Origin of the sequence: Rathayibacter sp. AY1A5, assembly GCF_002930875.1 — a bacterium.
Classification (GTDB): Bacteria; Actinomycetota; Actinomycetes; order Actinomycetales; family Microbacteriaceae; genus Rathayibacter.
Window position 1 is genome coordinate 34,380 of record NZ_PSTM01000007.1, and the last position, 18,275, is coordinate 52,654.

Consider the following 18,275-nt stretch of genomic DNA (forward strand, 5'->3'; position numbering starts at 1 on the left):
GGGAGGATAGCGGTGCGGGCGCCTCTGCCGCGCCGGGCGTCGCGCGAGTACGCTTCCCGGCCATGAGCAGGATCTTCTCCGTGGCGTTCGCCGACGTGCACCCCCTCTACGTGGCGAAGGCGGAGCGCAAGGGCCGGACGAGGGAGGAGGTCGACGAGGCGGTCCGCTGGCTCACCGGCTTCTCGGACGAGGAGCTGGCCCGGCACCTCGAGAGCAGGACGACCTTCGAGGAGTTCTTCGCGGAGGCGCGCCTGCCTCCGCAGGCCTCGGCGATCACGGGAGTGATCTGCGGCGTGCGAGTCGAGACGATCGAGGATCCGCTGATGCAGCGCATCCGGTACCTCGACAAGCTGATCGACGAGATCGCGAAGGGACGGCCGATGGCGAAGGTGCTGCGGGCTCCCGCGGCCGGCTGAGCCGCCGGCCCCGGACGCTCCTCCACAGGCGCCGGTCCGCCCCGGTTCTCCCCGGTCCGAGCCTGCGGGATCCTGCACCGCCGGCGACGCGAGCAGGGTGTCGGACATGACATCCACACAGCGAACCCCTGCTCCTCCGTCCCGCCGCCGCGATCCCGAAGTCCTGCGGGCGAGCGCGATCCAGGACCTCCTGGCGGCCGTCCCCTCCATCATCGGCATCCGTCCGGAGGAATCCGTCGTAGTGGTGCCGTTCCTCGGCACGCGCGCCGGGGGAGGCTTCCGGATCCCGCTCCCGGAGACGCTGCGCGGGATGGAGGCGGAGGCGCTGGCGGGCGGCTGCGCGGCCATGATGGAGACGATGCCGCGGGCCACCGGTGTGCTGGTGGTGGTCTGCACCCGTGCGGGCTACGCCGAGGAGCGGGGGATCCCGCATCTCGACCTCGGCCACGCGGTGCTCCGGCGCCTGGAGCGCACGCGCCTGGACATCATCGCCGTGGCCTGCATCGCCGCCGACGGATGGGGGCGCTACACGGACGCCGAGGAGTGCCGCAGGCCACGTCCGCTCCTCGAGATCGAGCGGAGCGAGACCGGCGTCCTCGCCCGAGCGGTGGCCGATGAGCCTCTGGACATCGACGCGCTCTCCGTGCTGCCGCCGGTCGTCGAGGAGGATCGCGCGCTCGTCGCGGAGGTGCTCCGCCGGCCGCCCCTGGTCGGCGACACGGAACGGCTCGTCGAGCGCTGGCTCAGCGGACCGCGGGACGTCCGCCGCGAAGGACTGATCGTGCGGACCCTGCAGTCGCCGCCCCTCCGAGACCGGGTGACCGTGCAGATCGCGCGGAGCCCGCAGGCGGGAGTGGGAGTGCCGCCCGGCGCGGTGGGCGAGGCCCGCGCCGGAACGGACGACGACCACGACCTCGAGCTGTCGGCACTGCTGCTCGGCAGCGGGCGCGCTCCGGAGCGCGCCCGTCTGGCGCGGGCGACCGGGCTCCTCGCCCGTGCCGCCGCGCTGGCGCCGGAGGAGGCGCGCTCCTCCGTGCTCACCGTTCTCGCGTGGTGCTGGTGGGCGAGGGGAGTCTCGAGCCTCGCCGGGCTCCACCTCGACGAGGCGCTGCGGCTCGACCCCGACGACTCGATGGCCCGGCTCTACGCCTCGCTGTTCGCGGCCCGCCCCCTGCCGGACTGGGTGCTCGCGGCCGCTGCCGAGGCCCTCGATGCCGCGAGCGCCTGAGGTCGGGCGCCGGTCGGTGCGCTCGCCCCGGAGACGGATGCTCTTGCGCGGGGGAGGGGACGGCCCTAATGTGCAACCACATGGTTGTACGAATGGACGCCGACATCGACCTGCTCTTCCGGGCGCTGGCCGACAGCACCCGCCGCGACATCGTCGCCCGGGTGCTGGTCGGCGAGCAGTCCGTCTCCGCACTCGCGGCGCGCTACGAGATGTCGTTCGCGGCGGTGCAGAAGCACGTGGCCGTCCTCGAGCGGGCGGCACTCGTCCGCAAGCGGAGGAGGGGGCGGGAGCAGCTGGTGCAGGGCGAGGTCGCCGCAGTGCGGCGGGCGTCGCGCCTGCTCGACGCCTACGAGCAGCTGTGGGCGGGGAGGATCGACCGCATGTCGGACCTCCTCGACGAGGAGTGACACCCGCGAGCCGACCGGCGCGCGGGATCTGCTGGGGGGAGAGGCGCGATGAGCGTGCTGCAGTCCGTGAAGGACATCGAGGAACTGACCCTGACCGTGACCGCCGAGTTCGACGCGGGGATCGAGCGCGTCTGGCTCCTCTGGACGGATCCGCGCCTTCTCGAGCGCTGGTGGGGGCCGCCGACCTGGCCGGCGACCTTCGAGCGGCACGAGCCGGTCGAGGGCGGACGGAGCGCCTACGTCATGACGGGACCGGACGGCGAGCAGGCGCGCGGCTGGTGGCGCGTGACCCGGGTGGAGGAGCCGACGCGGTTCGAGTTCGAGGACGGCTTCGCCGACGAGCGCGGCGACCCGGTCGACGCGCTGGGGATCACCCGGGCCACGGTCACCCTCGACGAGATCGAGCCGGGGCGCACGCGGATGGTCCTCAGCAGCCGTTTCGAGTCGGTCGAGCAGCTCGAGCAGATGGTCCAGATGGGCATGGAGGAGGGACTCCGCCAGGCGATGGGGCAGATCGACGCGATCCTGCTCGAGGACTGAGTCGGCGCCCATGGAGGTTCGGCGCTCGCCGCGCCGAGCCTCCGCGCTACTGCTCGGGGTCGGTGAGGGCGGCGGCGTAGGCGCGGACGGAGCGCTGGTACCGGGGGAGCCCCGGAGCCAGCGCCTCCAGCGCGATCCGCAGGGCCTCGTCGACGCGCCCGGCGCTGTGCAGGGCGAGCGCGAGGAACACCTCCCGCGCGGAGCCCACCGCGGGGTGCGCGGCGGCGCCGGCGAGGAGGTCGATCGCCTCATCGGTGCGGCCGAGGTTCCGGAGTGTCGAGGCGTACTGGATCGTCAACCGCGCCCGCCGCTCGTCATCCAGGCCGGCGGCGAGGGCGCGCTCGTACTCGACCGCCGCCTCCGCCTCGTGTCCCGCGCTGTCGAGGGCGCCGCCCAGCTCGAAAGCGGCGACTCCGTCGTGTCCCGGGTAGCGGGCTGCGAGGACGCGCATCCGCTCGACGACGCCGTCCGGGTCGTCCTGAGCGTCGAGGCGCTCGACCGCCGCGAGCCAGAGGGCGAGCGCGTCGGTCTCGGGGCGGTCGGGGTCGGAGGCGCGTGTCTCGATCACGCCTCCGACGCTACCGCGCCCGCACAGTGCGGGGAGCGGGGCTACGAGGCGGTCGAGTCGGCGCCGTCGTCGTCCGACCCGCCGTCGTCGGAGCCGGAGGTGCCCGCTCCGACCGGCGCGGCGCGTCGGCCGGCCTCGATCAGGGCGGTCGACGCAGCCACTCCGCCAATCAGGGCGAACAGCGCCCAGCCGGCTCCCCACTTGCGCTTGCCGATCAGGGCGTCGAACGAGAGCGCGCCGGGGCCGTCCGCGACGATCGCGGCCGTCGCCGCGACGAGGACGGCGTTGTACTCCCACCCGCCGCCCGCGTTCCACAGGCCGTTGCTCCAGTGCACCTTGCGCACGGCGGTGACCATCGTGGCGACGAGTCCGGCGGCGGCGAGCGGAGTCGCGGCGCCGAGGGCGAGAGCGGCGCCTCCGGCCGTCTCGGTCGCCGCTGCGGCGACGGCGTTGCGCCGGGCCGGGTGCATCTCCAGGCTCGACATCATCTGCTCGGTGCCGTCGAGGCCGGGGCCGTCGAACGAGCCCCGCAGCTTCTGCAGACCGTGTCCGACGAAGAGCCCGCCGACGGCGAGACGGAGAACGAGTGAGCCGACCTTCATGGTGACCTCCGGGGTGGGGTGGGGACGTGTAGTGCGAGGGTCCCGGCTGCGCCGCGCCCGGTCAAGGGGTCGCGCCCGGTGAGCGAGCCGCGCGGGAGGCGTGCGCGCTCGGGGAGGGCTCAGAGCAGCGCGTAGGCGGAGGCATCCATCATCACGGTGCCGTCGGTGCACACCTGGAGCTCGGCCGGGGCGCGGACCGCGCCGTCCGGGGCGTCGAGGACCTCGGCGACGAGGAACGCGGAGGTCCCGACCGTGCAGCCGTAGGCGCCGGGGGAGTGCCAGGCGACCCGGACGTCCGCCCGGGCGCCCGGGACGAGGATCACGGGAGCGTCGGGGTTCGGGCCGGACGCGTCGGCGACCGCGCTGATCCGGTTCCCGTCGGCGTCGGTCGCGTAGACGCCGGGGATGCCCGCGAGAGCGCAGTCGGAGGAGGAGGTGCTGGTGAGCACGAGGTCGAAGGCGCTGTTCCCGGCACCCGACGCGTCGGGGTCGGGGCGGTACTCCATCGTCAGGTCGGAGCCCGTGCAGCGCGCCGCCGCCGGATCCGCGTCGGGAGAACCGGTCGACGAGGGCTCGGGGGTCGCCGTGACCGTCACGGTCACGGTGGGAGTCGGCGTCGCAGCGGGAGTCGGCGAAGACGTCGGGGTCGCCGTCGCGGTCGGCGTCGGGAGCGGCGTCCGCGCGGACGGGGCTCCGCCGCTGCCCGCGCAGCCGGAGAGGACGAGGACGAGTGCTGCTGCTGCCAGCGCGGAGGCGCCGGTCCGGTGCGAGAACGTGCTCATGTCCGCAGTCTGCCACCGCCCGGACCGAACGGCCCCGCGGATCCGCGAGCATGCTCGGAGATCCCGGACAGGGAGGCGGAGGACGGGTGCGGCGGGCGTCCGGAGGTGCCCCCTCCTCGCGCCCGCCGCACGGGGTCGGCGCTAGACGCGGACGACCATCTTCCCGGTGTTGCCGCCGCGCATCATCGAGAGGAACGCGTCCACGGCGTGGTCGATGCCGTCGACGACGGTCTCGTCGTAGGCGATCTCTCCGTCGGCGAACCAGCCGGCCATCAGCCGGTTGAACTCCGGCGCGTGGTCGAGGTAGCCGGACAGCGTGAAGCCGCGCAGCGTGAGACCGCGGGTGATGATGTTCGCCATGTTGTCGGGGCCGGGCGTCTTCTCGGTGCTGTTGTAGCCGGCGATCGCTCCGCAGAGCGCCGCGCGGCCGCCGTCGCGGAAGGCGTCGAGGGCCGCCTCGAGGTGGTCGCCGCCGACGTTGTCGAAGTACACGTCGATCCCGTCGGGCGCGGCCTCGGCCAGCTGCTCGCGGACCGGGCCGGAGTGGTAGTCGAAGGCGGCGTCGTAGCCGTACTTCTCGGTCAGCAGGGCGACCTTCTCGGCCGAACCCGCGGATCCGACGACCCGCTCGGCTCCGAGGAGGCGCGCGATCTGGCCGGCGGCCGAGCCGACGGCTCCCGCGGCGCCCGAGACGAAGACGGTGTCGCCCTCCTTCATGCCCGCGATGGCGGTGAGCCCGACGTAGGCGGTGAGTCCGGTCATCCCGAGGATGCCGAGGCGGAGCGAGAGCGGCACTCCGGGGATCTCGGGGACGACGCGGAACTGCGACGACTCGGCCTGCACGACGTCGCGCCAGCCGAGCTGGTGCAGGACCGCGCTGCCGACGGGGAACGCGGGGTCGTCGGAGACGGTCACCCGGCCGACGGCACCGCCGGTCATGGTCTCGCCGAGGGCGAAGGGCGGGGTGTAGCTCTTCACGTCGTTCATGCGGCCGCGCATGTAGGGGTCGACCGAGAGGAAGGCGTTCTCGACGCGGATCTCGCCCGCGGCCGGGTCGCCGTACTCGACGGTCGCGGTCCGGAAGTCCTCGGCGACGGGCCAGCCGTCGGGGCGGCGGACGAGCTGGATCTGGGTGCTGGTGACGGTGCTCATAGGACCTTTCGTGGTGGTGGAGCGGAGGGGATCAGAGTGAGAGGCCGACGGCGAGCGCGATCACCGCGAGCAGACCCGGGGTCATCTGGGTCAGCGCGGCGCGGCGCTTGGTCGGAGCGGAGAGGAGCAGGACGAGTGCTGCGGCGACCATTGATCCGGCGCCGGCGAAGACGAGGGCCGCGCCGACGGCGGTGGCGCCGATCGCGACGGCGACGATGCCCGCCACGGTGACGACGGCGAGGAAGAGGTTGTAGAAGCCCTGGTTGTAGGCCATCTCCTTCGTCGCCTCCGCCTCGCCGGCGGTCGTGCCGAACGTCGTTCGGGCGCGCGAGGTCGTCCAGAGGACCGACTCGAGCACGAAGATGTAAACGTGCAGCGCCGCGGCGAGAGCGGCGAGCACCAGTCCGAGAACGATCACGGCGGGCCTCCAGGCGATGGTCGTGATGCGGAGGGCTCCGCACCGATTGTGTAACGACCAGTCCACAATATACTGGAGCGAGCGGTCCGCGCCAGTGCGGCGCCGCAGCTGTCACCCCTCAGGAGGAGCACCGTGGGTCGCACGCAGGGCTTCGACACCGAGCAGGTCGTCCGCGCCGCCCGCGCCGTCTTCTGGGAGAGCGGCTTCGAGGAGGCGTCGCTCCCGGACCTGGAGTCCGCGACCGGACTGCGCCGCTCCAGCCTCTACCACGCCTTCGGCAGCAAGCGCGGGCTCTTCGACGCTGCCGTGCAGAGCTACCTCGACGAGGTGGTGCGGCCCCGGCTCGCCCCGCTCGTCGATCCGCGAGGGGCGTCGCCGACGGCGCTCGAGGAGTACTTCGCCGGGCTGCGGGCGGCGCTCGCCGACTCCCGCACGCTCTCCGCGAGGAGCGGCTGCCTGCTGCTCAACGCCGCGGGCGCGCCGATCGCGCGCGACGACGCCGTGCGCGAGGTGATCGCCGACTACCGGGCCGAGCTGCTGGGCGCACTGCGCGCCGGAGCGCTCGCCCGCTGGCCCGACGCGCAGGCGTGGGCGTCGGCTCAGGCGGACGTCCTCGTGTCGCTCCTGGTGGCCGCGCTCGTGCTGGCCCGCGTCGATCCGGCGCAGTCGCTCGCCACCGTGGACGCCGCGCTCGCGCTCGTCCGATCCTCCGTGCCCTGACGGCCGTCGCGACGAACGCCGGAGCACCGCTCTCGCGCCGGGCCCGCCCTCGCAGCCGGCGCGCCGGGTCGGTCCGCACAGCACGACGCCCCCGTGCGCCTCGCGTCCCCGTGGGACGGATGCGCGCGGGGGCGTCGGGCGGGCGGGTTCAGTCGGTTCCGGCGTCGAACGCCGCACCCTCCGAGGCCAGGTCGGTGGCGCGTCCGAGCGCATCGGCCGCTGCGGACCCGCCGCCCTCGGTGATCGCGTCGGCCTCGCCGATCTCGAGCTCGCCGACGAGCTCGGCGGTCGGACCGCCGACGAGGCCGGCGGCCGCGTACTGCTCGAGCCGCGAGCGGGAGTCGGCGATGTCGAGATTGCGCATCGTGAGCTGCCCGATGCGGTCCTCGGGGCCGAAGGCGGCGTCGCCGACCCGCTCCATCGAGAGCTTGTCCGGGTGGTAGCTCAGCGCGGGGCCGGTCGTGTCGAGGATCGTGTAGTCGTCGCCGCGGCGCAGACGCAGGGTGACCTCCCCGGAGACGGCCGAGCCGACCCAGCGCTGGATGGACTCGCGCAGCATCAGCGACTGCGGGTCGAGCCAGCGGCCCTCGTACATCAGGCGGCCGAGACGGCGGCCCTCCGAGTGGTACTGGGCGACGGTGTCCTCGTTGTGGATCGCGTTCAGCAGGCGCTCGTAGGCGATGTGCAGCAGCGCCATGCCGGGGGCCTCGTAGATGCCGCGGCTCTTGGCCTCGATGATCCGGTTCTCGATCTGGTCCGAGACGCCGAGCCCGTGGCGTCCGCCGATCGCGTTCGCCTCGAGCACGAGCGCGACGGCGTCCGAGAACTCGACGCCGTTCAGCGCGACGGGGCGGCCGGCCTCGAAGCGCACCGAGACGACCTCGGAGGCGATCTCGACCTCGTCGCGCCACGACGCGACCCCCATGATCGGCTCGACGAGCTCAAGGCCGCTGGAGAGCTCCTCGAGGCGCTTGGCCTCGTGGGTGGCGCCCCAGATGTTGGCGTCGGTCGAGTAGGCCTTCTCGGTGGCGTCGCGGTAGGGGAAGCCGCGGGCGACCAGCCACTCCGACATCTCGGTGCGGCCGCCGAGCTCGTTGACGAACTGCACGTCGAGCCAGGGCTTGTAGATGCGCAGGCGGGGGTTGGCGAGCAGGCCGTAGCGGTAGAACCGCTCGATGTCGTTGCCCTTGTAGGTCGAGCCGTCGCCCCAGATGTCGACGCCGTCCTCGCGCATGGCGCGGACGAGGAGGGTGCCGGTCACGGCGCGGCCGAGGGGGGTGGTGTTGAAGTAGGTCTTGCCGCCGGAGCGGATGTGGAAAGCGCCGCACTGCAGGGCGACGAGCCCCTCCTCGACCAGCGCGCTCTTCGCGTCGACGAGGCGCGAGATCTCGGCGCCGTACTGGGCCGCGCGGGACGGGACGCTCTCGATGTCGGGCTCGTCGTACTGGCCGATGTCGGCCGTGTACGTGCAGGGCACCGCGCCCTTCTCGCGCATCCAGGCGACGGCGACGGATGTGTCGAGGCCTCCCGAGAATGCGATTCCGACACGCTCGCCCACGGGCAGACTGCTCAACACTTTCGACATGCCTCCGATTTTAGGAGGAACGGGGACCTCCTCCGTGCCGCGGGAGGTCCGAGCCGCCTCCCGGGGCGCCCGCGCGGGGTGCGCTCCGGCCGTGGGAGCACGTCCTCCGTCGATCCGCGTCGATCGCCGCCGCCCCCGACCGGGGCGCGCGAGCCGGCCGGAGGCTCCGTGGTCCGGAGGCGGCGCCCGCGCAGCCGGCGCGGATCGCCCGCTCCGGCTGAGTGGTTCCGCGCGGCCCGGATGGACGGCCGTAGCGAGCGCGTGCCAGGCTCCGCTCGACCCCGGCTTCCGCCGCCGCCGCCGCCGCCTCCGAAAGGGCTCTCCGTGCCACGACCTCCTCATCGCCTCGCGGCGATGGCCCTCGCCTGCCTGCTCGCCGCGGGCGGTTCCGCCGCTCTGGCGCCGTCCGCCCTCGCGACGCAGGCCGTCGCCGAGACTCCGACCGCCTTCGTCCCGGGGGAGACTCCGCCCGCGAAGGCGCGCGGATCGCAGACCTACACGAACGCTCTCCTCGGCGGCGACTCGCTCGACGCGGGGGAGCGCATCTTCTCGAACGGAGACTCCGCGAGCTTCGAGATGCAGGCGGACGGCAACGCCGTGATCTACGACGCCGGGCGCCGCCCCGTCTGGAGCACCAGGACCCAGGGCACCGGAGCGACCACGGTGCGGATGCAGGAGGACGGCAACCTCGTCGTCGTGACCGGCTCCGGCACGCCCGTCTGGGCGTCCGGGACCGCGGGAGAGACCGGCGCGCTCGCCCTCATCCAGGACGACGGGCAGCTCGTGCTCGTCCGCCCGAACGGGGACACGGCCTGGTCCTCGGCCGACGAGCAGGAGCCCGAGCCGGAGCCGATCGCCGACGTCCTCGACAGCGGGCGCGAGCTCTCTCCGGGACAGCAGCTGACCGCCTCCGACGGCCGCTCGCGCGCCGCGATGCAGAGCGACGGCAACCTCGTCGTCTCCGTGGACGGATCCCCGCGCTGGAGCTCCGTCACCTCCGGAGCGGGCAACCGCCTCGCGATGCAGACCGACGGGAACGCGGTGGTCTCGGCCGCCGGGTCCGGCGTGCGCTGGCAGGCGGGAACGCCCGGGAACCCGGGCGCGCGGATGCGGATGCAGAACGACGGCAACCTGGTGATCACCGCCGCCTCCGGACGGCCGCTCTGGGCGAGCTCGACCTCGCGCGCGCCTGAGATCCGCGACGTCCTCTCCTCCGGCTCGCGGCTCAGCCGGGGACAGCAGCTCACCTCGCCGGACGGCCGGTCGCGCGCCTCCCTGCAGGGCGACGGCAATCTCGCGGTCTACGCGCGGGGGGACGTCCGCTGGGGCGCCGGCACCCAGGGCGAGGGCGAGACGCTCTCGATGCAGTCCGACGGCAACGCCGTGGTCACCTCCGCCTCGGGCCGACCCCTCTGGACCTCGGGTACGGCGGGCAACCCGGGATCCCGCCTGCAGATGCAGAACGACGGCAACCTGGTCGTCTACTCCGCCTCGGGCCGCGCGCTGTGGGCGAGCGACACTCCTCCGGCGCCGCCCGCGCCCGCCGTCCGGGACACCCTCTCCTCCGGGAACCGGCTCACGTCCGGTCAGCTGCTGCGCTCTTCCGACGGAGGGAGCGAGGCGGTCATGCAGGGCGACGGCAACCTCGTCGTCTACTCGCGCGGCTCGGCCCGCTGGGCGGCCGGCACGTCCGGAGGCGGCAACCGGCTCGAGATGCAGTCCGACGGCAACGCCGTGGTCTACGCGGGCTCCGGCGGAGCGCGCTGGCAGTCCGGCACGGCGGGCAGCCCGGGCTCCCGGATGGTCATGCAGAACGACGGCAACCTGGTGATCTACTCGCCGCAGGGCCGCGCACTCTGGGCGAGCACGCAGGCCGCGGCGCCGGCGCCGGGTCCGCGACCGAATGGGCCGATCAGGACGTGCCCGTCATTCTCGAACTGGGCAGAAGCGAACGCCTGGTTCCAGACCTACGCCAACGCCGGCAACTTGGATGGAGACGGGGACGGCGTCCCCTGCGAGGATCTTCCTGGCGCACCCCGCCGGAACTGACCCCTTCCCATCGAGAGGGCGGGAGTCCCGCCTCACTCCTTCCCTCCTCTGTGGCGGACGGGGCCGGTCGGTGCCCCGGCCGCTCCCGCGCCGCCGGGCGACCCGGCATGCTTGGGGCAGGACTCCGCCGACGACGCGGATCGGAAGGACGCCATGACCCCGACGACCCCCTCCAGCCGCGAGAGCCTGCTGGTCACCCCTGACGAGCTCGCCGAGCTCATGGCCTCCACCGAGCCGCCGCTCGTCCTCGACGTGCGCTGGCGCCTCGACCGGCCCGACGGCCGCCCGGAGTACCTCGCGGGTCACCTGCCCGGCGCGGTGCACGTCGACCTCGATCACGAGCTGGCCGCCCACGGCGAGCCGGAGGAGGGGCGCCACCCGCTGCCTCCGATCGAGGTGCTGCAGGAGGCGGCGCGCGGCTGGGGGCTCCGCCGGGGCCGGTCCGTCGTCGTGTACGACGACGCGCGTAGCGTCCCGGCCGCGCGGGCCTGGTGGCTGCTGCGGGCGACGGGAGTGGAGGACGTCCGCCTGCTCGACGGGTCGCTCGCCGGCTGGATCCGCTCGGGGCGGGAGCTCGAGACGGGCGACGTCCCGCGCGAGCGGGGCGACGTCGAGCTGGCCTACGGTCGGCTCCCGGTGCTGGACATCCACGAGGCGGCGGCGCTGCCCTCGGCGGGCGTCCTGCTCGACGCCCGCGCCCCTGAGCGGTACCGCGGCGAGGTCGAGCCGATCGACCCGCGGGCGGGCCACATCCCCGGCGCTCGGAACGCTCCCGCGTCCGCGGCGCTCGACTCCGAGGGGCGGTTCCGGCCCGCCTCCGACCTGCGCGCCGGATTCGAGGCGCTCGGCGTGCGGGAGCACGCCCCCGTCGGCGTGTACTGCGGCAGCGGCGTCTCGGCCGCGGTCGACGTCGTCGCGCTCACGCTCGCGGGCTTCGCACCGGCGCTCTACCCGGGCTCCTGGTCGCAGTGGTCGAGCACGCCGGGCCGGACGGTGGCGACCGGCCCGGAGGCCTGAACCGCCTGCTCCGGAGCGCCCGCGGAGCTCAGCTGAGGCGGGAGTGCTCGCCGAGGTGGTGCCAGGTGCGGTTGTGGTAGACGAGCGGCGCCGTGGTCTCGGAGTCCTCGGGCACGTGGGCCTCGAGGGCGTGCACGGCGACGATCGTGGACGATCCCGCCTCCATGCGGTTGATCACCGTGCCGCGGATCCAGGCGGCGGCGCCCGGGAAGAACGGCTCGCCCGTGGGCAGCCGCGACCAGAGCGACGTGTCGGCGAAGCGGTCGATGCCGCTGGTCGAGCCCAGGCGCGCCAGGTCGAGCTGCTCCGCCCCGAGCAGGTGCACGACCAGCGTCTCGGACGCCTGGATGGCCGGAGAGCTGGACGAGGCGGACGAGAGCGAGAAGACGAACAGCGGCGGCTCGGCGCTCACCGAGAAGACGGAGGTCGCGGTCAGGGCGACCGGGCCGGTGCCCGGGTCGGCGGTGATCAGCGCGACTCCGGCGGCGTGGTTGCGGAACGCGAGCTTGAAGTCCTCCGGGGAGAGTCCGGCGAAGGCGCGGTGCTCCGGCTCGCGGTCCGGGGTGGTGGCGAGGTTCTCGCGGCTCATCGGAGACTCCTGATCGGTCGAGGGTGCGGCACGGGGTGGTGGCCCGCCGTCGCGCCGCAGCACGGCTCCTCCAGACTGGCGCACCGGCCGGGGGAGGGCCGCCAGATTGCGGAGTATGACGCCGCCACCTCGGGGAACGCCGATCCGCCGCTCCCTGTTCCCGATCACGCCGGATCGGGTGTGCGTCGTCGGCGCCGGCGTCCGCGCACCCGTCGCTCGCCCTCAGCGCAACCCGTCGCTGCGGCCGCGGTCTGCGCGCACACTCGAGGGCATGGCCCACCGTCAGCGCACGTCCACCGCGCATCCCGAGAGCAAGACCTGCGCCTCCTGCGGTCGCGAGATCGAGTGGCGCGCGAAGTGGGCGCGCGACTGGGAGGACGTCCGCTACTGCTCGGACGCCTGCCGCCGTCGCGGAGTCGGTCCGGAGGAGGCGCGCCTCGAGGAGGAGATCCGTACCGTCCTGCTCGCGCGAGCGGCGTCGTCGACGGCGTGCCCGTCCGAGGTCGCGCGCCGGGTCGGCGGCGAGGAGTGGCGGCCGCTGATGGAGCCCGTGCGCCGGGCCGCGCGCCGCCTGGTCGACCGGGGCGAGATCGACATCGTGCAGGGCGGACAGGTCGTCGACCCCTCGCGGGCGAAGGGCCCGATCCGGCTGCGGCGACGCCCCGGAGGACCCCTGTCGCCGGGCGGCGCCGCGGGCTAGCCTCAGCAGATGCCCAGCAGCGACGCCGTCGTCCTCACCGTCCCCGGACTGCACGGCGACCGGGAGGTGCGGATCTCGAGCCCTGAGCGAGTCCTCTTCCCGGAGCCGGGCATCACCAAGCGCGAGGTCGCGGAGTACCTGATCGCCGTCGGCGAGCCGTTCGTCGCGGCGAACGGCGGCCGCCCCGTCTCGCTGCAGCGCTTCTCCTCCGGGATCGAGGGCGAGCAGTTCTTCTCGAAGAACCCGCCCAAGGGCGCGCCCGAGTACGTCCGGTCCGTCCCGGTGACGTACCCGAGCGGGCGGGTGCATCCGCAGCTCGTGATCGACGAGCCCGCGGCCGCCGTCTGGGCGGCGCAGATGAACACCGTCGTCTTCCACCCGTGGGCGTCCCGCGCCGATGCGCCCGACCTGCCCGACCAGCTCCGGATCGACCTCGACCCGCAGCCCGGCACCGACGTCGCCGACGCGGTCGTCGCCGCGCACGCGCTGCGGGAGGTCCTGCGGGAGGCCGGCCTCGACCCGTTCGTGAAGACGTCCGGCAACCGCGGCCTGCACGTCTTCGCGCCGATCGTCGCCGAGCACGAGTTCCTCGACGTCCGCCACGCGGTGATCGCCGCGGCGCGCGAGCTGGAGCGGCGGATGGCCGAGCAGGTCACGACGGCGTGGTGGAAGGAGGAGCGCGGCGAGCGGATCTTCGTCGACTTCAACCAGGCCAACCGCGACCGCACGATCGCCGGTGCCTACAGCCCGCGGCCGCTCGCGCACGCTCCCGTCTCCACTCCGCTGGACTGGGACGAGCTCGACGGCGTCGACCCGCGGGCCTTCACGATCCGCACGGTCCCGGCGCGCCTCGCCGAGCGCGGTGATCCGTGGGCCCGGATGCACGACGCCCCCGGTCACCTCGACGCCCTGCTCGCCTGGTGGGAGCGCGATGTCGCCGCCGGCCTCGGCGAGCTGCCGTTCCCGCCCGACTTCCCCAAGATGCCGGGCGAGCCGCCCCGCGTGCAGCCCAGCCGCGCGAAGAAGGCCTAGCCGAGGACGTCGCCGAGGTCGTACGCGGTCGGCTGCTCCAGCTGCTCCATGGTGCAGGAGGCGGCGTCGCGGTCCGGGCGCCAGCGCTCGAACTGCACGGTGTGCCGGAAGCGCTCGCCCTCGCGCTGGTCGTAGCGGACCTCGAGCACGAGCTCGGGACGCAGACGCACGAAGGAGGTGTCGCGGCCGCTCGAGAACCGGCTCCGCTCGCCCTCGCCGCGCACCGGCGCTCCCCCCGCGTCGCGCTCGACCGCGGGTGCGAGCTTCTCCAGCAGCTGCACGCGACGCTCGTCGCTGAAGGCCGAGGCCCCGCCGACCTGGCGGACCTCTCCGTCGTCGCCGTGCAGGCCGAGCAGGATCGAGCCCACGCCCGGCTTGGAGGCGTGCTCGCGGTACCCGATCGCGATCACGTCGGCCGTGCGGTGGTGCTTGACCTTGAGCACGGCGCGCTTCCCGGGGGAGTAGGGCGCGGCCAGGGGCTTCGCCACGACGCCGTCCAGTCCTGCGCCCTCGAAGCGCTCCAGCCAGTCGCGCGCCAGGGCCTCGTCGTCGGTGGCGCGGCCGAGGTGCAGCGGATGCGGGATGCCGGCCATCACCGCGGCGAGCGCCTCCCGCCGCGCCGAGTACGGCTCCTCGAGCATGCTGCGCCCGTCCACGGCGAGCAGGTCGAAGGCGACGAGCATCGCCGGGGTGGTCTCCGCCAGCATCCTCACGCGGCTCGCGGCCGGATGGATGCGCTGCGAGAGCAGGTCCCAGTCGAGCCGCTGCGCTCCCGGCTCGCCGGTCGCCAGGACGATCTCGCCGTCGACCACGCAGCCGTCGGGGAGCAGCCGGAGGAAGGCCTCGACGAGCTCGGGGAAGTACCGGGTCAGCGGCTTGGAGCCGCGGCTCCCGATCTCGCACTCCCCGCCGGAGACCGAGACGATCGCGCGGAACCCGTCCCACTTCGGCTCGTAGGAGTATCCGCCCGCGACGGCGGTCTGCTCCGGCACCGCAGGAACGGCCTTGGCGAGCATCGGGGCGACGGGGAGCGCGAACGGGAGGTCCATGCCCTGATCATCCCGGCCGCGGTCTCGGACCGCACCCCCTTCCGGAAGGGGCCGCGGTCTCGGACCGCACCCCCTTCCGGAAGGCTGTGGACCGGCACGTTCCGGGCCCGCCGCGGAGGTTCGAGGCGTAGCGTTCCCGGCATGAGCATTGACTGGAAGCGCTGGACGCCCGTCGCCGTCGTCCCCGCGGTCGTCGTCGCCGCGGCCGTCGCCCTCCCCTTCTCGGCGAGCGCCGCGGGAGACCTCCCCGAGAAGTCCGCCGCCGACCTCCTCGCCTTCGTCGCCGAGAGCGACACCTCGGCGTTCTCCGGCGAGATCCGGCAGACCTCGGACCTCGGCCTGCCCGACCTCTCGGCGCTCGGCGGCTCGGCCGGCTCGGCGTCCGCCGACCCCGCCGATTCCCTCGTCGAGCTCGCCACGGGCTCGCACCAGGCGCGCGTGTACGTCGACGCCGAGAAGGGCGCGCGCCTCCAGGTGCTCGACCGGCTGGCCGAGCGCGACGTCGTCGCCTCGACGACCGACGGAGTCTGGATCTACGACTCGAGCGCGAACACCGCCACCCACCTCGTGCCTCCCGCGGGCGGAGCCCCCGAGGCCTCGCCGGGCGATCAGGTCGTGACGCCGTCGTCCGCCGCCGAGCAGCTGCTCGCCGCGATCGACCCGACGACCACGGTCGCGGTCGGCTCGGACGTCAGCGTCGCCGGGCGCGACGCGTACGAGCTCGTGCTCACGCCCCGCGACGGCGGCACCCTCGTGGGCTCCGTGACCGTCTCGGTCGACGGCGAGACGGGCCTCCCGCTCGGGGTAGCCGTGACCGCCCGCGGGGGCACCGCGCCCGCGTTCAGCGTCGCGTACACGAGCATCGACTTCTCGACGCCCGACGCGTCCCTCTTCTCCTTCACGCCCCCGGCCGGCGCCGAGGTGACGGAGCAGGCCGCTCCGGTCGACGACGAGGCGGACGCCTCCGACGCGCCCGCCGCGGGCACGGCCGAGCACTCCGACGTCGTCACCACGGGCTCCGGCTGGACGAGCGTCGTCGAGCTGCCCGCCGGTGACGCCGACGCGCTCTCCTCGCTCGACGCGGTCACCACGCCGGTCGACGGCGGCCGGATCCTCTCCTCCGCCCTGCTGACCGTCCTCGTCACCGACGACGGACGCGTCCTCGCCGGCGCGGTCCCGGCCGAGGCGCTCCGCGACGCGGCCTCCGCTCGGTGACGGCGGGCGAGCTCGCCGTCGAGACGCGGGGCCTCACCAAGCGCTTCGGGCGCCAGGAAGCGGTCTCCGGTCTCGATCTCGCCGTTCCCCGCGGCGCCGTCTTCGGCTTCCTCGGCCCGAACGGCTCGGGCAAGACCACGACGATCCGGATGCTGCTCGCCCTCGCCGCGCCGACCGCGGGCAGCATCACCGTCCTCGGGCAGGCCATGCCCCGGCGCGCGGCCGAGGTCCTGCCCCGGGTGGGAGCGCTGGTCGAGGGGCCGGGCTTCTACCCGTTCCTCTCCGGAGCGGCCAACCTCCGGCGCTTCGACGCCGCGGAGGCGGGCACCTCGTCCCGCACCCGCGACACCCGTGCGAAGGAGGCCCTCGCCCGCGTCGGTCTCTCGGCCGCGGCGCGCAAGAAGGTCGGCTCCTACTCCCTGGGCATGAAGCAGCGGCTCGGCATCGCGGTCGCCCTGCTCTCGCCGCGCGACCTGATCGTGCTGGACGAGCCCACGAACGGCCTCGATCCGCAGGGCACCCGCGAGGTCCGCGCTCTCGTGCGCGGACTGAACCAGGACGGCACGACCGTCCTCGTCTCCAGCCACCTCCTCGCCGAGATCGAGCAGCTCTGCACCCACGCCGCCGTCATGCGCACCGGGCGCCTCGTCGCCCAGGGCGGGCTCGACGAGCTGCGCGGGGACGCCGCCTCGGTCGAGCTGCTGACGCCCGACCGCGAGCGCGCGATCGTGGCCCTGCACACCCGGGGTCTGGAGCCGCGCACCGCGCCGGGCCCGCACCCCGCCGATCCGCCGCTGGTCGTCGCCGCACTGCCGCCCGGGCTCGAGGCCGAGACGCTGGTCGCCGACCTCGTGCGGGCCGACGTCCGCGTCCGCGGGTTCGCCGTCCGCCGCCCCTCGCTCGAGGAGCGCTTCGTCGAGCTGACCGGGGAGGGCTTCGATGTCGAGCGCTGACGCGACCGTCCGCCGCGCGGGGATCGGGTCCCTGCTCGCCTCCGAGCTCGCCCTGCTCTTCCGCCGGCGCCGCACCTGGGCGCTGCTCGCGGCCCTGGCCGCCATCCCGATCCTGCTCGCCGTCGCGGTGCGGCTCTCGGGCGGCGACGGAGGCGGGCCCTCCTTCGTGGGCGCGATCGCCGGCAACGGCCTCTTCACCGGCTTCGCGGCCATCACGGTCGCCGTCCCGCTGTTCCTCCCGCTCACGGTCGGGGTCGTCGCCGGCGACGCGATCGCGGGCGAGGCCTCGCTCGGGACGCTGCGCTACCTGCTGGTCAGCCCCGTCGGCCGGGTGCGGCTGCTCGCGGTGAAGTTCGCCGCCTCCCTCGCCTTCTGCCTCGCCGCAGCGCTCACCGTCATGGTGGTCGGGATCCTGATCGGCCTGGCGCTCTTCCCGGCGGGACCGGTGACGCTGCTCTCCGGCAGCACCGTCCCGCTCGGCGACGCGATCGGCCGGGCCCTGGCGATCGCCGTGTACGCGGCGCTCTCGCTCGTCGGGCTCTCGGCGATCGGCCTCTTCATCTCGACGCTGACCGATGTGCCGGTCGGCGCCATGGCGGCCACCGTCGTCGTCTCCATCGCGGCGCAGATCGTCGGCTCGCTCTCGCAGCTGGACGCCCTCCACCCGTTCCTGCTGACGGACCGGTGGTTCGACTTCGCCGATCTCCTGCGCGACCCGATCGCGTGGAGCTCCTTCGGCGAGAACGCGCTGCTCCAGCTCGCCTACGTCGCCGTGTTCGGGTCGCTCGCGATCGGCCGCTTCACCACTCGCGACGTCCTCTCCTGATCCTGGGACGACGGAGGCCGCCCTCCCGCACTGCGGTGGGGGCGGCCTCCGATGTCGACGGGGTCAGTCCTGGGGAGCGATCCCGAAGCTGACGGAGCCGCCCTCGTCCACCTGCGCGTCGAGGACCTTGTCGCCGAGAGCGACGGAGGCGGCGACGTCGAGGAACACGCGCGCTCCGTCCTGCTCCACGACGGCGTCCGTCGTTTCGGGGGCCGCGGCGACCGCGACCGCGAAGTTGCGGGCGTCGAGATCGGTGCCGCTGATGCGCAGGCCTCCCTCGACGGGGGTCTCGGTCTGCCCGGTGATGGTCTTGACGACGGTGCTGGCGTTGTCGGTGAGCGTGAGCATCGGGTCGTTCCTTCCGTCCGTGGTCGATGAGGGGGCCACGTTGCCGGGATCCGGCGGCACCCTCAAGGCGGCGGAGCGG

The 18,275-nt window shown here is 74.1% G+C and carries 21 protein-coding genes; 12 read left to right on the top strand and 9 right to left on the bottom strand.

The annotated features are described in order from the left end of the window. Window positions 1-62: 62 nt before the first annotated feature. From C5B98_RS06445 to C5B98_RS06460, 4 genes are all read left to right on the top strand, one after another. A complete protein-coding gene (locus C5B98_RS06445) occupies window positions 63-416 on the top strand; it encodes a DUF2200 domain-containing protein (RefSeq protein WP_104222536.1) in 354 nt (117 codons plus the stop codon). A 106-nt stretch (window positions 417-522) separates the two neighbouring features. Next, window positions 523-1,644, top strand: coding sequence for a DUF4192 family protein (locus tag C5B98_RS06450; RefSeq protein WP_104309599.1), 1,122 nt, complete (start codon window positions 523-525; stop codon window positions 1,642-1,644). An 80-nt stretch (window positions 1,645-1,724) separates the two neighbouring features. Next, window positions 1,725-2,051 (top strand): metalloregulator ArsR/SmtB family transcription factor, encoded by a 327-nt coding sequence (locus C5B98_RS06455; protein WP_104222609.1) that lies wholly within the window; start codon window positions 1,725-1,727, stop codon window positions 2,049-2,051. 48 nt (window positions 2,052-2,099) lie between these two features. Next, window positions 2,100-2,591: an SRPBCC domain-containing protein gene (locus tag C5B98_RS06460; RefSeq protein WP_104327492.1), complete on the top strand. Its 492-nt coding sequence runs from the start codon at window positions 2,100-2,102 to the stop codon at window positions 2,589-2,591. Window positions 2,592-2,637: 46 nt separating this feature from the next. Here the strand turns inward: C5B98_RS06460 and C5B98_RS06465 are convergent, their stop codons facing one another. The 5 genes from C5B98_RS06465 to C5B98_RS06490 form a co-directional block, all read right to left on the bottom strand. Beyond that, window positions 2,638-3,159 (bottom strand): tetratricopeptide repeat protein, encoded by a 522-nt coding sequence (locus C5B98_RS06465; protein WP_258063453.1) that lies wholly within the window; start codon window positions 3,157-3,159, stop codon window positions 2,638-2,640. Window positions 3,160-3,200: 41 nt separating this feature from the next. Then, the gene (locus C5B98_RS06470) at window positions 3,201-3,761 is read right to left on the bottom strand and encodes a DoxX family protein (RefSeq protein WP_104327493.1); all 561 of its coding nucleotides are present in this window, start codon (window positions 3,759-3,761) and stop codon (window positions 3,201-3,203) included. Between the two features lie 119 nt (window positions 3,762-3,880). After that, window positions 3,881-4,543, bottom strand: coding sequence for a DUF4232 domain-containing protein (locus tag C5B98_RS16865; protein ID WP_181065471.1), 663 nt, complete (start codon window positions 4,541-4,543; stop codon window positions 3,881-3,883). Window positions 4,544-4,684: 141 nt separating this feature from the next. Then, window positions 4,685-5,695 (bottom strand): NADP-dependent oxidoreductase, encoded by a 1,011-nt coding sequence (locus C5B98_RS06485; protein WP_104222542.1) that lies wholly within the window; start codon window positions 5,693-5,695, stop codon window positions 4,685-4,687. Between the two features lie 31 nt (window positions 5,696-5,726). Continuing rightward, the gene (locus tag C5B98_RS06490; protein ID WP_104261131.1) at window positions 5,727-6,113 is read right to left on the bottom strand and encodes a DUF1304 domain-containing protein; all 387 of its coding nucleotides are present in this window, start codon (window positions 6,111-6,113) and stop codon (window positions 5,727-5,729) included. Window positions 6,114-6,245: 132 nt separating this feature from the next. On the opposite strand from C5B98_RS06490, the gene C5B98_RS06495 reads away from it, so the two are divergent. After that, window positions 6,246-6,833 (top strand): TetR/AcrR family transcriptional regulator, encoded by a 588-nt coding sequence (locus C5B98_RS06495; protein ID WP_104327495.1) that lies wholly within the window; start codon window positions 6,246-6,248, stop codon window positions 6,831-6,833. A gap of 148 nt (window positions 6,834-6,981) precedes the next feature. Here the strand turns inward: C5B98_RS06495 and argG are convergent, their stop codons facing one another. Then, on the bottom strand, window positions 6,982-8,418 hold the full coding sequence (gene argG / locus C5B98_RS06500) for an argininosuccinate synthase (protein WP_104222545.1): 1,437 nt from the start codon (window positions 8,416-8,418) through the stop codon (window positions 6,982-6,984). A gap of 354 nt (window positions 8,419-8,772) precedes the next feature. Between argG and C5B98_RS06505 the strand changes: the two genes are divergently transcribed. Together C5B98_RS06505 and C5B98_RS06510 are read left to right on the top strand one after the other, a co-directional pair. Then, window positions 8,773-10,467, top strand: coding sequence for an excalibur calcium-binding domain-containing protein (locus tag C5B98_RS06505; RefSeq protein WP_181065472.1), 1,695 nt, complete (start codon window positions 8,773-8,775; stop codon window positions 10,465-10,467). Window positions 10,468-10,620: 153 nt separating this feature from the next. Then, a complete protein-coding gene (locus C5B98_RS06510; protein WP_104324609.1) occupies window positions 10,621-11,484 on the top strand; it encodes a sulfurtransferase in 864 nt (287 codons plus the stop codon). A 28-nt stretch (window positions 11,485-11,512) separates the two neighbouring features. Here C5B98_RS06510 and C5B98_RS06515 read toward each other — a convergent pair whose 3' ends face one another. Beyond that, window positions 11,513-12,073 carry a flavin reductase family protein gene (locus tag C5B98_RS06515; protein WP_104222547.1) on the bottom strand — a complete coding sequence of 187 codons (561 nt, stop codon included), beginning with the start codon at window positions 12,071-12,073 and terminating at the stop codon, window positions 11,513-11,515. A 271-nt stretch (window positions 12,074-12,344) separates the two neighbouring features. On the opposite strand from C5B98_RS06515, the gene C5B98_RS06520 reads away from it, so the two are divergent. Further along, on the top strand, window positions 12,345-12,773 hold the full coding sequence (locus tag C5B98_RS06520) for a DUF2256 and DUF3253 domain-containing protein (RefSeq protein ID WP_104233370.1): 429 nt from the start codon (window positions 12,345-12,347) through the stop codon (window positions 12,771-12,773). Between the two features lie 9 nt (window positions 12,774-12,782). Continuing rightward, the gene (gene ligD, locus C5B98_RS06525) at window positions 12,783-13,805 is read left to right on the top strand and encodes a non-homologous end-joining DNA ligase (protein WP_181065473.1); all 1,023 of its coding nucleotides are present in this window, start codon (window positions 12,783-12,785) and stop codon (window positions 13,803-13,805) included. Here ligD and C5B98_RS06530 read toward each other — a convergent pair. Further along, window positions 13,802-14,854 (bottom strand): ATP-dependent DNA ligase, encoded by a 1,053-nt coding sequence (locus tag C5B98_RS06530; RefSeq protein ID WP_104327497.1) that lies wholly within the window; start codon window positions 14,852-14,854, stop codon window positions 13,802-13,804. The two genes, ligD and C5B98_RS06530, sit on opposite strands and share 4 nt — an antisense overlap. A gap of 141 nt (window positions 14,855-14,995) precedes the next feature. On the opposite strand from C5B98_RS06530, the gene C5B98_RS06535 reads away from it, so the two are divergent. The 3 genes from C5B98_RS06535 to C5B98_RS06545 are packed head-to-tail and all read left to right on the top strand — an operon-like array spanning window position 14,996 to window position 17,848. Beyond that, window positions 14,996-16,069: a DUF2092 domain-containing protein gene (locus C5B98_RS06535; RefSeq protein WP_104324604.1), complete on the top strand. Its 1,074-nt coding sequence runs from the start codon at window positions 14,996-14,998 to the stop codon at window positions 16,067-16,069. Next, window positions 16,066-17,022 (top strand): ABC transporter ATP-binding protein, encoded by a 957-nt coding sequence (locus C5B98_RS06540; RefSeq protein WP_104238593.1) that lies wholly within the window; start codon window positions 16,066-16,068, stop codon window positions 17,020-17,022. Before C5B98_RS06535 ends, C5B98_RS06540 begins: the two co-directional genes overlap by 4 nt. Continuing rightward, window positions 17,009-17,848 carry an ABC transporter permease gene (locus C5B98_RS06545; RefSeq protein WP_104250736.1) on the top strand — a complete coding sequence of 280 codons (840 nt, stop codon included), beginning with the start codon at window positions 17,009-17,011 and terminating at the stop codon, window positions 17,846-17,848. The genes C5B98_RS06540 and C5B98_RS06545 overlap by 14 nt, the downstream gene beginning before the upstream one ends. A 63-nt stretch (window positions 17,849-17,911) precedes the next feature. Here the strand turns inward: C5B98_RS06545 and C5B98_RS06550 are convergent, their stop codons facing one another. Further along, the gene (locus C5B98_RS06550) at window positions 17,912-18,196 is read right to left on the bottom strand and encodes a hypothetical protein (RefSeq protein ID WP_104222553.1); all 285 of its coding nucleotides are present in this window, start codon (window positions 18,194-18,196) and stop codon (window positions 17,912-17,914) included. Window positions 18,197-18,275: the final 79 nt, after the last annotated feature.